General features: G+C 61.9%; 12 protein-coding genes and 1 pseudogene. 5 read left to right on the forward strand and 8 right to left on the reverse strand.

Annotation, left to right across the window (positions count from 1 at the left end; all coding sequences use genetic code 11):
* Window positions 1-71: 71 nt before the first annotated feature.
* Both B9H00_RS17010 and B9H00_RS05520 read right to left on the reverse strand, forming a co-directional pair.
* Window positions 72-224: a hypothetical protein gene (locus tag B9H00_RS17010; RefSeq protein ID WP_236944362.1), complete on the reverse strand. Its 153-nt coding sequence runs from the start codon at window positions 222-224 to the stop codon at window positions 72-74.
* A gap of 27 nt (window positions 225-251) precedes the next feature.
* Window positions 252-1,487 (reverse strand): annotated as a pseudogene (locus B9H00_RS05520) (nucleobase:cation symporter-2 family protein).
* A gap of 313 nt (window positions 1,488-1,800) precedes the next feature.
* On the opposite strand from B9H00_RS05520, the gene hpxO reads away from it, so the two are divergent.
* Complete coding sequence (gene hpxO / locus B9H00_RS05525; RefSeq protein ID WP_086899803.1) at window positions 1,801-2,973, forward strand: FAD-dependent urate hydroxylase HpxO; 1,173 nt, start codon at window positions 1,801-1,803, stop codon at window positions 2,971-2,973.
* A gap of 1 nt (window position 2,974) precedes the next feature.
* On the opposite strand, the gene B9H00_RS05530 is transcribed toward hpxO, so the two are convergent.
* Window positions 2,975-3,655: a TetR/AcrR family transcriptional regulator gene (locus B9H00_RS05530; RefSeq protein WP_086899804.1), complete on the reverse strand. Its 681-nt coding sequence runs from the start codon at window positions 3,653-3,655 to the stop codon at window positions 2,975-2,977.
* A 162-nt stretch (window positions 3,656-3,817) separates the two neighbouring features.
* Between B9H00_RS05530 and xdhA the strand changes: the two genes are divergently transcribed.
* Genes xdhA through xdhC form a run of 3 tightly spaced genes read left to right on the forward strand, consistent with a single transcriptional unit; the run spans window position 3,818 to window position 8,548 of the window.
* Complete coding sequence (gene xdhA / locus B9H00_RS05535; protein ID WP_086899805.1) at window positions 3,818-5,245, forward strand: xanthine dehydrogenase small subunit; 1,428 nt, start codon at window positions 3,818-3,820, stop codon at window positions 5,243-5,245.
* Window positions 5,246-5,247: 2 nt separating this feature from the next.
* Entirely contained in the window at window positions 5,248-7,686 is a 2,439-nt protein-coding gene (xdhB, locus tag B9H00_RS05540) for a xanthine dehydrogenase molybdopterin binding subunit (RefSeq protein ID WP_086899806.1), read from the forward strand.
* Window positions 7,667-8,548 carry a xanthine dehydrogenase accessory protein XdhC gene (xdhC, locus tag B9H00_RS05545; RefSeq protein WP_157663186.1) on the forward strand — a complete coding sequence of 294 codons (882 nt, stop codon included), beginning with the start codon at window positions 7,667-7,669 and terminating at the stop codon, window positions 8,546-8,548. Before xdhB ends, xdhC begins: the two co-directional genes overlap by 20 nt.
* A gap of 14 nt (window positions 8,549-8,562) precedes the next feature.
* Here the strand turns inward: xdhC and uraH are convergent, their stop codons facing one another.
* A complete protein-coding gene (gene uraH / locus B9H00_RS05550; RefSeq protein ID WP_086899808.1) occupies window positions 8,563-8,892 on the reverse strand; it encodes a hydroxyisourate hydrolase in 330 nt (109 codons plus the stop codon).
* An 81-nt stretch (window positions 8,893-8,973) separates the two neighbouring features.
* On the opposite strand from uraH, the gene uraD reads away from it, so the two are divergent.
* A complete protein-coding gene (gene uraD, locus B9H00_RS05555) occupies window positions 8,974-9,477 on the forward strand; it encodes a 2-oxo-4-hydroxy-4-carboxy-5-ureidoimidazoline decarboxylase (RefSeq protein ID WP_086899809.1) in 504 nt (167 codons plus the stop codon).
* Here the strand turns inward: uraD and B9H00_RS05560 are convergent.
* The 4 genes from B9H00_RS05560 to B9H00_RS05575 form a co-directional block, all read right to left on the reverse strand.
* A complete protein-coding gene (locus tag B9H00_RS05560) occupies window positions 9,474-9,824 on the reverse strand; it encodes an I78 family peptidase inhibitor (protein WP_086899810.1) in 351 nt (116 codons plus the stop codon). The genes uraD and B9H00_RS05560 overlap by 4 nt on opposite strands.
* Window positions 9,821-11,533 carry an amidase gene (locus B9H00_RS05565; protein WP_086899811.1) on the reverse strand — a complete coding sequence of 571 codons (1,713 nt, stop codon included), beginning with the start codon at window positions 11,531-11,533 and terminating at the stop codon, window positions 9,821-9,823. Before B9H00_RS05565 ends, B9H00_RS05560 begins: the two co-directional genes overlap by 4 nt.
* Before the next feature lie 128 nt (window positions 11,534-11,661).
* A complete protein-coding gene (locus B9H00_RS05570; RefSeq protein WP_086899812.1) occupies window positions 11,662-11,964 on the reverse strand; it encodes a hypothetical protein in 303 nt (100 codons plus the stop codon).
* The gene (locus tag B9H00_RS05575; RefSeq protein ID WP_236944363.1) at window positions 11,964-14,252 is read right to left on the reverse strand and encodes an FdhF/YdeP family oxidoreductase; all 2,289 of its coding nucleotides are present in this window, start codon (window positions 14,250-14,252) and stop codon (window positions 11,964-11,966) included. Before B9H00_RS05575 ends, B9H00_RS05570 begins: the two co-directional genes overlap by 1 nt.
* Between the last annotated feature and the right edge of the window lie 70 nt (window positions 14,253-14,322).

The raw sequence follows: 14,322 nt of genomic DNA on the forward strand, positions 1-14,322 counted from the left end.
GTCACCTCCCAATGAGCGCCACGCCCTAGACACCGCTTGAACTCGGACTTACCCATCATGTTTCGACTTTTTCAGGTCGAAGATCGCCCCGTCTCCACAGCCGATACAGCCGATACAGCCGATACAGCCTGCTCACGCGCCGCATGATCCGGCAGCAGCAGGTTCAGAACCATGGCGGCAAGGCCACCGGCACTGATCGATGAACTCAACAGCAGGGTCATCATGTCCGGAAGCTGCTCGAATATTGCCGGCTAGCTTGCCACCCCCAGGCCGACGCCAAAGGACACCGCCATGATGGTCAGGCTGCGCCGATCCAGCGTCACCCGTGCCAGAATGCGGATGCCGGCAGCCGCCACACTGCCGAACATGACCAGCAAGGCACCTCCCAGCACCGGCGGCGGAATCTGCGAGAGTATCGCGCCCAGTACCGGAAAGAGTCCCAGGATCACTAAAATGGCCCCCACATATTGGCCCACGTAACGACTGGCCACACCGCTGAGCTGGATCACGCCATTATTCTGGGAAAAGGTCGTGTTGGGGAAGGTATTGAACACCGCCGCCAGCATCGAATTGACGCCGTCTCCCAGTACACCGCCACGAAGACGTTCGAGATAGCGCGGCCCTTCGATGGGCTGGCGCGAGATCAGACAGTTCGCCGTCAGGTCCCCGACCGACTCGATGGCCGTAATCAGATAAATCATGGCGATCGGCAGAAACACCGCCCATTCGAAATCGAAACCATATCGAAACGGGATGGGCAGACTGATCAAGGGCTGCGCTTCAAGCGCTGTAAAACCGGCCAGACCGGTCAGCCAGGCCACCGCCGTACCGATGATCAGCGCAATGGCAATGGCTGAAAGCCTCAGCCAGGGATGACGTGCCTGCCCCAGAATCACGATGATCAAAAGGGTCAGTGCGCCAACCCCCAGATAGCCGGGATCGCCGAAATTGTCGGCGCCCTCGCCCCCGCCCAGGCTTGCCATGCCTACCGGAATCAGACTCATGCCGATGATGGTAATCACGATACCGGTCACCAGCGGCGTAAAGATTCGACGCAGTTGATGGAGAAACCGGCTTAGAACGATCTCCACGAACGCACCGAAAAAGCAAAGGCCAAAGATCATGGCCAGCATGTCATCCGGGCTGCCACCACGCGACTTCACCATCAGCCCGGCCGCCGTGATCGCGCCCAGAAAGGAGAAACTGGTGCCCTGGACTCAGATCATGCCCGCCCCGATCCCCCACGGCCGTCGAGCCTGCAAAAAGGTGCCTACCCCCGAGACCATCAGCCCCATGCTGAGTAGATAGGGCAGCTGCTGATCGAGCCCGAGAATCCCGGCAATCACCAGCGTCGGCGTCACAATGGCGATAAAACAGGCCAGCACGTGCTGAACGGCGGCCAGAAGCGCCGCTCCCGGCGCTGGCCGGTCCTCGAGCGCATGGATCAGTTCATCCGGTGGGGAAGTCTGTGCGGTGGATTGCGGCATGGCCGGGGCACTCCTGAAGGCAATGAAACAGACCTTATGCAAGAGTCCGGCCAAACGCCTCAAAAGCTGACCAATTGGTCAGCCATAGCAGCTACCGGGCAGCGATCACATCACATTGGCACACTGCCACCCTCCCATTAATGCGCCATCAGGACGCATCAATGCACCAGAATAATGCACATTCTTCTGCAAACGATACGCCCGACGGCCGGCCTGCCGGGATCATTTCCAAAGTGCTCGCCCCACGTTAGTCTAAAAGTGTTACAGGGGCAGATTGCCCAATGACCTTCCAACAATAAAAGCGGGTAATGCCATGAATATCGTCATTATCGGGGCAGGCATGGGCGGCCTGACTGCCGCGCTCGCCCTGCAGTCACAGGGTCACCATGTCAGCGTCCATGATCGTGTCCGGGAACTGCGCCCGGCCGGTGCGGCCCTGTCGATCTGGTCCAACGGCGCCAGAATACTTCATCAGCTGGGGCTTGGGCCTGACATTGAGCAGGCCAGCGGCAACATGCAGGCCATGCGCTATTTCAGCCATGACGGCACGCTGCTGACCGGTTTCAGTCTGACCCCGCTCTATGATGCCGTTGGCCAGCCGGCCTGCCCGATCGCCCGTAGCGAGCTTCAGCGCCTGCTGCTGGAAGCCGTGGGACACGAACATGTCCATCTCGGAGAACACTGTCGTGACTTCAGCACGGATGCACAGGGCGTTACGGTGTATTTCGACAATGCCCCGACGCGCCGCGCCGACCTGCTGATCATCGCCGATGGCACTCACTCAAGACTCCGTGACCGCGTTGCAGGCAAAACCATTCAAAGGCGCTACTGCGGCTACGTGAATTGGAACGTTCGCGTCCCCGCCCGAGCCGATCTCGCCCCCCTGGACCATTGGGATCAATACATCGGCCATCACCAGCGTGTCTCGCTGATGCCGATGGGCAACGGTGGCAACGCCGATCATGAGCCTGAGTTCTACTGCTTTTTTGATGTGCCCCAGCCCCTTGAAGCCCTGGAGGAAAAGAGGGATGACAAGGCCGATCTGCGCCGCCATTTCGACGGCTGGGCGCCTGAGGTGACACGCCTGATCGAGCGATTCGACCCGGCCCTGATGGCACGGATACCGATTCACGATATTGATCCGCTCGACTCACTGGTGGGTGAGCGGGTTGCCCTGCTGGGCGATGCGGCTCATGCCATGGCGCCGGACCTGGGCCAGGGTGGCTGCCAGGCCATGGAAGATGCTTGGGTACTGGCCAACGCACTGGGCGAACATGACGATCTGGCCGCCGCGCTGGCAGCTTACGACCGCGCCCGCGTGGATCGCGTTGGTGACATCATTTTGCGCGCGCGCAAGCGGGCCGACATGACACATGGTCACGACCCGGTTGTGACCGACCAGTGGTACCAAGAGCTGGCCCGCGAGGATGGTCGCCACATCATGGCAGGCATGCAGAAAACCATCGAAGGCGGTCCGCTGACCTGACTTAGGCGCCGCTGCCGGGCGCACCCCGATCAGTCAGGCCACAGCCGGCGAGGACCATGTGGCAAAGGAAGTCACCAATGCGTCGTTCATCGTCGTCACTCAGCGCCTCGCGCCCGGTCAACGCCAGCACCTGCGCCTCATAGTCGGCATAGTGCTGAGTCGTCGACCAGATCAGAAAGATCAGCGCATGCGGATCAACGCGGGCATCCATCTGCCCGCGTTCGATCCAGCCTGAAAGAATGGCCGCACGTGCATCGACCCATGACCGCAGCGGGCCGCGCAGATAGTCCTGAAGCATCGGCGCGCCCTGCAATATTTCTCCCGCAAACAGACGCGATGCCTGTGGAGACTGCCGCACCAGGCAAAGCTTGGCCCGTATGAAGGCAGTCAGCACCTGCGCCGGTTCATCGTCGACATCGATTTCCTCGAGGAGATCGTTCCAGCGCGCCATGGTGCGCTCCAGCAGCGCCACATAAAGCCCGCGCTTGCTTTTGAAGTAATACAGCAGGTTGGCACGTGCCAGACCGGCCTTTTGTGCGATGTCACTCAGGCTGCCACCGCGATAGCCGTGGGCTGCGAAGACCTCTTCGGCCGCATCCAGAATGCGCGCCTGATTACGGGCCCGGACAGCACCAGCTCCGGAAGTGTTTGAAGCACTGACTGCCTGGCGTTTATTGGCCATCTTCGTCCCTTTGACGTCTCTCGAAAATCCTGCCGCCTTCCTGCATCAGCGCGATAGTGCCTCACGTCTCGCCAAGGGTCGAATCGACAAATGCGATATTTTCCTGAACAGTTGGTCAGGAAATTGCATGGTAACGATCAGCGATACCATGGAGGCTTTACAATGCTTACCCTGACTCTCAACGGACAGCGTCACTGTCTGAATGATCTGCCGGCAGCCACAACGGCACTGTCGCTGCTGCGCGGGCATCTCGGCGCCTGCGGCACCAAGGAAGGCTGTGCTTCCGGCGACTGTGGCGCCTGCACCATTGCCGTAGGGACCCGAAACGACCGGGGCGAGCTGCACTATCACAGCGCCAATGCCTGTATCCTGCCGGCCCATCAACTGCACGGATGCCATTTACTGACGGTGGAAGGGCTGGCCCGACGCGAAGCCCTTCATCCGGTACAGCAGGCTCTGGTCGAGCACCATGGCAGCCAGTGTGGCTTCTGCACGCCAGGCATCGTCATGTCACTGTTCTGTCTGGATGATGAGCGCCGTCGACAGGGAGTGAACGGCCCGCCGGACGATGACACCATTGATGCCGTACTTGGTGGCAACCTCTGTCGCTGTACCGGTTACCGGGCCATCCGTGAGGCGGCTCGCGCCATGCACACCCTGCCACGACCGGCGATGGATGATCCGGGCGAGCTGTCGCCGGTATCCGGCGCTCCCGCAAGCGGTTTTTACCGTCCCGAAAGCCGCAGCGCACTGGTCGAGATACTGACGCAGCATCCTCGGGCCCGTCTGATTGCCGGCGGCACTGATTTAATGCTCGAACACACCCTCGCACTCAAGCCGCTGCCAGAGCTGATTGACCTGTCAGGCGTTGCCGAGCTGGGCCACATTGATGAACAAAATGAGGGTTGGTGGATTGGTGCCGGCGTCACCTATCACCAGCTGGCACCGCTGCTGGCCGATCATTATCCGGCGTTTCATGCCCTGCTGGAGCGGCTCGGATCGCAGCAGATTCGTCATTGCGCCACCCTGGCCGGCAACCTCGCCAACGCCTCCCCCATCGGCGATACGCCGCCGATTCTCATGGCGCTCGGCGCTCGGCTGCGTCTCAACAGTACCCGGGGCATGCGCGAGCTACCCATCGATGAGTTCTTTACCGGCTACCGGTGTACCGCGCTGACCAAGGGCGAATATCTCGACGCCGTCTATCTGCCCCGCCTGCGTGACGGCGAGCAGCTATTGGCGTGGAAGGTCAGCAAACGCCGTGATGACGATATCTCTGCCGTGATGCTGGCCCTGCGGGCCGTGACCGACCAAAACGGACGGCTCAATGATGTTCGGATAGCGTGTGGCGGCATGGCAGCGACCTCACAGCGAGCTCGTCATGTCGAGGCTGCGCTGGAGGGACGGGTCTTCGATGGCGATGTTCTGGCCGATGCCTGCAAGGCCATCGCTGAGGACTTCTCGCCAATCGATGATGTCCGCGCCAGTCGCGAATATCGCCTCGCGGCTATCGCCGGACTGCTGGCCAGAGCCCGTCTTCGGCTAACGAGCCGCCACAATGCCATCCCCATGACGCTGGAGGAGATCTGATCATGCGCAAGCTGATTCAGCACGGCAGCTCGACGGCGTTGTCGGCCTGTGAGACGGTCCCGGGACACGACAGCGCCATTGGCCATGTCACCGGTCGGGCCGCCTACGTTGATGACCTGCCGGGGCCGGCGGATATGCATCATCTGGCGGTAGGGCTTTCACCGCATGCCAGTGCCCGAATACGGCACATGGACCTGAGCGAGGTACGGTGCCAGCCCGGGGTGATCGACGTCATCACCGCCGCCGAGATCCCGGGCCACAATGAAGTCGGCGCGGTCTATCCCGGCGACCCATTGCTGGCCGAAAACGAGGTGCGCTACGCGGGCCAGATGGTCTTTGCCGTGGTGGCCGACACGCTCTATCACGCTCGCTGCGCCGTGGCCCACGCCTGCATCGACTATCAGGTGATGACCCCGGCGCTGGACCCGGTTGCCTCGATCAAGGCCGGCCTAACCGTGCTGCCCGAGCATATGCACGAGCGTCCGCTGCCGGCGCCGGCACTCGATCGTGGGGCGGCCATGAGCGAGGATACCCAGACCAGCGGCAATGTGGATCGTGCCCTGCAGGAGGCACCCCATGTGCTGACCGGCGAACAGTGTATTGGCGGTCAGGAACATTTTTACCTTGAGGGGCAGATTGCTCAGGCCGAAAGGCTCGATGATGATGGGCTGCGGGTGCTGACCTCCAGTCAGCATCCCAGCGAAGTTCAGAAGCTGGTCGCCGAGGTGCTGGGCATCCCGCTTCATGGCATTGTCGCCGAGGTTCGTCGCATGGGCGGCGGATTTGGTGGCAAGGAGAGCCAGGCAGCCGCGCTGGGAGCGATGGCGGCGCTGGCCGCCCATCGCAACGGCTGTGCCATACGCTTTCGCCTGCCACGCGCCGATGACATGCAGGCCACCGGCAAGCGGCATCCGTTTTACAATCAATACCGGGTCGGCTTTGACGAGACCGGACGACTGATTGGTGCCGACATCACCCTGATCGGCAACTGCGGCCATTCGCCGGATCTCTCCGAGGGCGTGGTGGATCGCGCCATGTTTCACGCCGACAATGCCTATTACCTGGGCCATGCCCGCGTGACCGGCCATCGGGCCATGACCCATACCGCCTCCAATACGGCCTTTCGTGGCTTTGGCGGTCCACAGGGCATGATGCCGATCGAGGGGGCCATGGATGATATCGCGCGAACTCTGGGGCTCGATCCGCTGGACGTGCGAAAACGCAATCTCTATGACCTCGAGCGCTGCGAAACGCACTACGGCCAGCAGATCGATCAACCCCTGATCGGTGATCTGATCGAAACGCTGGAAGCCTCGAGCAACTATCGCGTGCGGCGAGACGAGATGGCCGCCTTCAACGCCGATAGCCCCGTCATCCGCAAGGGGCTGGCCCTGACCCCGGTCAAGTTCGGCATCTCCTTTACCGCCCGACATCTCAATCAGGCCGGCGCGCTGTTGATGATTTATACCGACGGCAGTGTGTTGATCAATCATGGCGGCACCGAAATGGGCCAGGGGCTGCATACCAAGGTCTGTCAGGTCGTGGCCCGAGAGCTGGGCATCGCCTACCACCGGGTGCGCATCAGTGCGACACGCACCGACAAGGTCCCCAACACCTCCCCGACAGCGGCGTCTTCGGGCGCCGATCTCAACGCCATGGCGGCTCGCAAGGCCGCCATTACGCTGCGCGAGCGTCTGGTGGATTTTGCATCGGAATGGCAGGCGCTGCCTCGCGAACAGCTGACCCTCACAGGCGATGGGCTGACGACCGGAACCGGGCACATCGAATGGTCCGAGCTGATCCAGCAGGCCTATCTGGCACGGGTACCGCTCTCGGCAACCGGTTTCTATGCGACTCCCGAGATTCACTACGACCGTCAGACCGGGCGCGGCCGGCCCTTTTATTACTATGCCTGGGGCGCCGCGGTCAGTGAGGTTCACGTGGATACGCTCACCGGCGAGTACCGGGTGGCACGGGTCGATATCCTTCACGATGTGGGGGACTCGCTCAATCCGGCCATTGATCGCGGCCAGATCGAAGGCGGCTTCATCCAGGGCATGGGCTGGCTGACCACCGAGGAGCTCAAATGGGACGACCAGGGCCATTTGCTGACCACGGGACCTGCCACCTACAAGATCCCGGCCTGTGGTGATGCCCCTCGCGACTTTAGGGTTGCCCTGCTGGAAGGCCACCCCAACTCGCAGGCGACGATTTACCGCTCCAAGGCGGTCGGAGAACCTCCACTGATGCTGGCCATTTCGGTATGGTCGGCCCTGCGTGACGCCATCGCCAGTCTTGCCGATGACCGCTCAAGCCCACGACTGGACACGCCGGCCACGCCGGAACGGGTTCTGATGGCCTGTCATGCAGCGCGCGCCGGGAACGTCCACGACGGCGGCGCAACGAGGGAGGAGATGCCTGATGTCATGTCGGAAAAATGAGCCCGAACGCCGCGCGCGCCGCTGGCATGAGGCGCTGACCGACTGCCAGCGCCGCGGTATCGCGCATGCCTGTGCCCAGATCGTGACCAGCGCCGGTTCGACGCCGCGTGAACCCGGCAGCCAGATGGTGATCACCGAAACAGAGCGCTTTGATACCCTGGGCGGAGGGCGCTTCGAGCAGGAAATCATCGAGATGGCGCAGCAGGCACTCGCACGCGGAGAATCGGGATGTCGACTCGAGAGCTTTTCACTCGGCGCCCGCTCGGGGCAGTGCTGCGGCGGTCATGTCGACGTACTGATCACTCTTTACCCCAGGCCCTGCATGCAGATTGCCCTGTTTGGCGCAGGCCATGTGGCGCAGGCGCTGGAGCCGCTACTGGGCGGGCTGGGCTGGCGCGTTGACTGGCTCGACACCCGATCCCCGGCGCTACTGGAAGTGACGGCGCATGCGCCCACCACGCACTGCCATTTCGGGATGACCATCGATGAACAGATGGCCCACCTGGCGCCCGGCAGTCACTGCCTGATCATGACCCACGATCACACGCTTGATGAAGCACTGCTGGCTGCGATCATAATGCGCCGCGATCAGGCGTCGCTGGGGCTGATCGGCTCCGAGAGCAAGCGGGCACGCTTTGTTCGTCGTCTGCGCCACAAGGGGGTCGACGAAACCGAGCTGAACGCCCTGCGCTGCCCGCTGGGCCATAGTGGCGGTGACAAGCGCCCGCAGGCCATTGCCATCGCCATTGCCGCCGAGCTGCTCACGCTGAATTCGACACCAGCGCCTCCCATACTGAGGGGACTGCCGCGGGAGGCCCTGACAAGGCTAGAGGCTGCCGTCAACGTTCGAGAAACCGGATAAGGTCGACCTTGCGTCTAGCTACCGCGATAGACGTTATAGCCCCAGGGAGTGATCAACAGCGGCACGTGGTAGCGTTGCCCATTGGCCAGGGTCACGGCAACCGGCACACGGTCCAGAAACGGCGAATCCACACCGCGCGCAAGGAAGTAGTCGCGCACGTGGAAATGCATCGTGTACAGCCCGCCCTCGCCGTTGTCCAAAAGCGGGGCATCCAGACGGCCATCCTGGTTGGTGACGCCATGGGCGCACGGTGTCGTGGCGCCATGAGCGAACAGATCAACGTGAAGGCCGGCTGCCGGCAGACCACCGTGCTGATCGAGAACATGGGTGCTCAGGGTTGTCATTGTCGTTACCGGGTCGTGGAGAAAACACAGCTATCGATATCCCCGAGCCTGCCAGGATTCATTGTTAAAGGAAAGCCCAATATGTCCGTTACGCTGGAAACCCTGAATCACATGCCCGAGGCGCAGTTCGTCTCGCAGCTGGAAGGGCTTTACGAACACTCCCCCTGGATTGTTCGAGCCATTGCCGAACAGCGTCCCTTCGCCAGCACTGATGCCCTGATCGATGCCGCTCAGGCCCATGTCCATCAGGCCGGCGTTCAGGCACAGCTGGAGCTGATTTGTGCCCACCCCGAACTGGGCGACCGCCAGCTTGCCCGCCTGACCCCGGCATCGCAGGCAGAGCAGCGCGGCGCCGGTCTGACAGAGGATAAAGCGCGCGTTGAGAGGTTACGCTCACTCAATGAGGCCTACCGACAGCGTCACGGCTTTCCCTTTGTGGTCGCCGTCGCCGGCCTCACTCCCGAGACCATCATTGCCATTCTGGAAAAGCGTTTACCGCGAGAACGTGATACCGAGATCACCGAGAGCCTGGTCCAGATCGGTCATATCGCTCGTCACCGCCTGACGAGCATGCTTGAGGCTTAACCGCAGTCAAAGGACTGGATCACACCCTGTTGATTGACGTTGATGTTCAGACGGTTCTCCCGGTAATCCATCGTCTTGATGGTATCGGGTGCCAGTACGCGAAACTGCTGAGCCTGGCTCTGATCAACGATCTGCTGGCGAACATTTTGATCGAGCGTCACACCGGTGAGGTCCTTCAGGCGATCGGCACCACAGGCCTTGCGGGCATCATCGGAGGACTGCGAGGGAGCGTCCGTCCCGGTCTGATCCTTCGAGGCCGTCGCGTCACTGCCACCGCCGAACCAGGCACAGCCGTTAAGCCCCAGAAACGTCGTGGTGACGAGCGCGGCAAGCAGGGCATGTTTCATGATGATCTCCGATCAGGGGTATCCAGGGCCTGCCCGGGCGCCGATAGCGGGGCCATGGCAGGCAGCGTAAGCGTTTTATCATCGGCAACATCGTGCATGAACGCCAGTCCCATTCGATAGAGCACGGTTTCCTGACGCTCGCTGCCCAGCAGGGAGAGGCCAACGGGCACACCGGCACGGGTCATGCCCATTGGCACCGTCAGTTCGGGAAAGCCGGTGGCGGAAGCGATGTAGCCCAGCGCAAACGGTTCTCTGGCCGTGCATTCATAGTCATCGTGCCTGCCGTCCGTCAGCGGCGGAGCCGGACAGGCTTCGGTGGGAAACACCAGGGCGTCCAGGTGATTGTCCGCCAGGAACTGCGCCAGATGCTCGCGAAGTTCGGGAAGACGCCGCGAGACCACCTCCAGATATTCCGGTGAGCCCTCCAGACGCTCATCCAGGCGATACTGCATGCCTCGAATCCGCCCGGGCGTGACCGGCGGATGATCGCCGGCGCGCTTGTTGAGCGCCTCGCACCGCTCCATGATCTCCTTGAGCGTATGGGGCTGATCCGCATCGAACTGACGCAGATACCGCTCCAGCTGGGGCTGAAATTCCGCCTGATGAACCGGCCCGACTGCCGTGGGCCAGAGATCAAGATAGTGTTTTTCGAGCGTGACCCTCACCGGTGTGGCGCCCAGCGTTTCAAGGCGCTTGAGTGCTTGGGCAAAGTGCGTCTCGATCTCGGCATTGCCCGCTTCACGATGCTCGATCACCCCCACGCGCAGCCCTTCAAGCGGTGTGGCAGTATCGGGCACAGTGATGGGGTCGAGGCCTTTCAGCGGAGCGTCGTCATCAAACCAGGTGGTATCGTCGGCTTCGTCACGCCCGGTCATGACGGACAGTACCCAGGCATTGCCCTGCACCGTACGCGTCATGGGCGCCGGCGTATCAAAGGACATCGCCAGAGGAATGATGCCGTCACGACTGACCCGGCCCAGCGTCGGTCGCATGGCCACAAGCCCTGCCGCGTGCGCCGGACCGCGCACGGAGCCTTCCGTATCGGTGCCAATGGCAAAGGGCGCAAAGCCCGCCGCCACAGCGGCGGCCGAACCGCTGCTGGAGCCCAGCACACTGCGATCCAGCCGCCAGGGATTGCGGGTAATGCCGCCCCGGGAGCTATAGCCCGGTTCACCATAGCTGGCGGCAAATTCAGTCATGTTGGTCTTGCCCAGCAAAATGGCTCCGGCCTGTTCCAGACGCTGAACCACATGAGCGCTGTCTTTGGGATAGGCATTCGCAAGCACCATGGAGCCGCCCGAGGAAGGCAGCCCCTTTACATCGACATTGTCCTTGATCACGAAGGGGATGCCATAAAGCGGGCCGTGCCCGCCCTCGTGACGATGGCGGTCCAGCTCGCGGGCACGAGCGATGGCTCCCGGCGCCAGATCCAGCATGGCATTGATGTGAGGTCCCTGATCATCCAGCGCCCCGATACGGGCCAGATAAAAGCGGGTTAACTGCTCGGAGGTCACTTCACCGCGATCGAGCATGTCACGCAGCTCGGGCAGGCTTTTGCGTTCAAGATGCAGGGACGGATCGTTTGAGGGCGATGCAACACCCCCACTATCCTCACCGGCACTGGCCGATGATGCCAGAATCACTCCCATCAGCATGCCGGAGGCCAGACGCCAACAGAGACGCCGGCTGAACCAGAGCCGAGACATCATGTGCTCCCCACGTGTCGAACACGTTTTGTTCAGGAAGCTCGCATCGTGCCCCTTCGCTGCTGACAGAATCAAGTCAGAGAGACAAGGCAGCCCCGTTCATGTTCGAGGCTGCGCACATCGGCAAAGACTCAGAAGCCGGCAATCGCGCACTCATCGGCGATCGCAAGCCATACGCCCGGTCCGGCCCCACGATGATCGGTCATTTCGATCAGTCCGTGTGCCTCCAGTGAGGCGGCGGCGCGGCGCACCAGGGCATGCGCCACATCAAACCGGCGGGACAGCCGGCCGCTGTCCAGCCTTGTCTGCCCGGCCTGCGCCCCCTCTTCCAGAGAGGCCAGCAGCAGCGCCTCCAGACCATCAAGCTCCGGATGGCGCTGCATCAGACGCTCCAGGTGCACGAGCTGATCACACGTCAGTGACTCTGGAGTCATCAGGCCAGACGCTGGCTTTTTTCAAGTCGAATGGCCACCGACTTGGAGTTGGGCGTATTGCTCTTGATGCCGACGCTATCCAGCGGAATCAGCGGGTTGGTCTCGGGATAGTAGGCCGCCGCACAGCCGTTGGGGGTATCGTATTCCACCACTCGAAAGCCATCGGCGCGGCGCTCGATACCATCCTCGGACTCACCAATCAGGTTGACCCAGTCATTTTTGGCCACCCCAAGGCGCGCCATGTCAGCCGAACTCATGAAGATCACCTGACGCGTGCCCTCAACCCCACGGTAGCGATCGTTATAGCCATAGATCGTGGTGTTGTACTGGTCGTGACTGCGCATGGTCTGCAGGGTGATCCAGCCTTCTCGACAAGCCAGTTTCTGATGCAGCACCGCCTCGGGCAGGGGTTCACTGCAGAAATTGGCAAGCCCTGTATCGGTGGGAAATTCACGCCGCGCGCCGGGGTTGCCCAGCCAGAAGCCACGCTCCTCACGCACACGCGTGTTGAAGTCTTCAAATCCCGGTAACACCGCCGCGACATGATCACGAATGCGATCGTAATCGCCGGCAAGCGCGTCCCAGTCCACCACGTCACTGCCCAGCAGTCTCTGCGCAATGCCCGTCAGGATGGCGATTTCGGAGCGCAGCTCTTTCGATGCCGGCTTGTGAATCCCGGCCGAGCCATGAACCATGCTCATCGAATCTTCCACGGTGATCAGCTGGGGCTTGCCATCGGCGCGGCGATCCACTTCGACCCGGCCGATGACCGGCAGAATCAGGGCGTCACGCCCGGTGACCAGATGACTGCGGTTGAGCTTGGTGCTCATGTGAACCGTCAGATCACAACGCGCCAGTGCCGCCTCGCAGACATGGGAATCGGAAGTAGCGCGGGCAAAGTTGCCGCCCAGCCCGATAAACACCCGACACTGCTCGTCACGCATGGCGCGAATGGCCGACACCGTGTCATGCCCGTGTTTGCGTGGCATCGGGACACCGTAAAAACCTTCCAGCGCATCCAGAAAGTCGCTGGAGGGCTTTTCATAGATGCCCATGGTGCGATCCCCCTGGACATTGGAGTGACCGCGCACCGGGCAGGTACCGGCACCCGGCTTGCCGATGTTGCCCCGAAGCAGCAGGAAATTGACGATCTCACGTACCGTGGCGACCGAATGCTCATGTTGGGTAATGCCCATCGCCCAGGCACAGATGGTGGCATTCGACTGAATGTAAACCTCTGCGGCACGGCTAATCTCTTCGCGGCTCAGGCCCGACTGCGCCTCGATCACTGCCCAGGGCGTGGCCTCCACCACCGCGCGCCAGGCCTCCAGCCCGTCGGTATGCTGCGCGATGAAGTCATGATCGAGCACGTTGCCGTCGCGGTCGTCGCGTTCAAACACGATCTTTGCCATGCCGCGAATGGCAGCCATGTCACCGCCCAGCGCCGGACACAGATAAAGCGAGCTGATGCGGCCGCTGCCCCCGGTGGCCATTTCCAGCTTGCGCTGCGGGTCGGCAAAGCGCTCGAGACCGCGCTCCTTTAGCGTGTTGAAGGCCACGACCTGACAGCCGTGATCGGCCGCCTCTCGCAGGGTGCCCAGCATGCGAGGATGGTTGGTGCCCGGGTTCTGCCCAAAGGTGAAAATGGCCTCGGCCTTCTCGAAATCTTCCAGCAGCACGCTGCCCTTGCCGATCCCGAGCGCCTCGACAAGCCCCGTCCCGCTGGCCTCATGGCACATGTTGGAGCAGTCCGGCAGATTGTTGGTGCCGTAAAGCCGTGCCAGCAGCTGAAAGATCCAGGCTGATTCGTTGCACGCCTTGCCCGAGGTGTAAAAAAGCGCCTGATCGGGATGATCCAGCGCCTTCAGGCGGTCGGCCACCAGCTGAAAGGCATCTTCCCAGCTGATCGATTCATAGTAATCGGTCTCCGGGTTGTAACGCATCGGCGAGGTCAGTCGGCCCTGGTCTTCGAGGCGATAGTCATCCCACGCCTTCATCTCGGTCACCGACCAGCGCTTGAAAAAACGCGGCGTGACCCGCTTGGCAGTGGTCTCCCAGGTGACGGCCTTGACGCCGTTTTCACAGAACTCGAACGATGAGGCATGCTCGGGATCGCCCCACGCACAGCCCGGACAGTCGAAGCCGTCAGGCTGGTTGAGTTTTAACAGCGCGCGAACGTTGGAAATCGGTGCACGGCTATGACGAAGGTGCCGACCGACGGAGATCAGCGCCCCCCAGCCAGCGGCCGGGTGGGTATATTCGAAAATGCGTTCCTTGGAGGAAATCACGGAGAACTCTTTATGGCAGACAATAGGTTATGGCAAACGATAGGGACAAAAGGGTCACGATAAAGGGGCG

This window comes from Kushneria marisflavi (assembly GCF_002157205.1).
Classification (GTDB): Bacteria; Pseudomonadota; Gammaproteobacteria; order Pseudomonadales; family Halomonadaceae; genus Kushneria; species Kushneria marisflavi.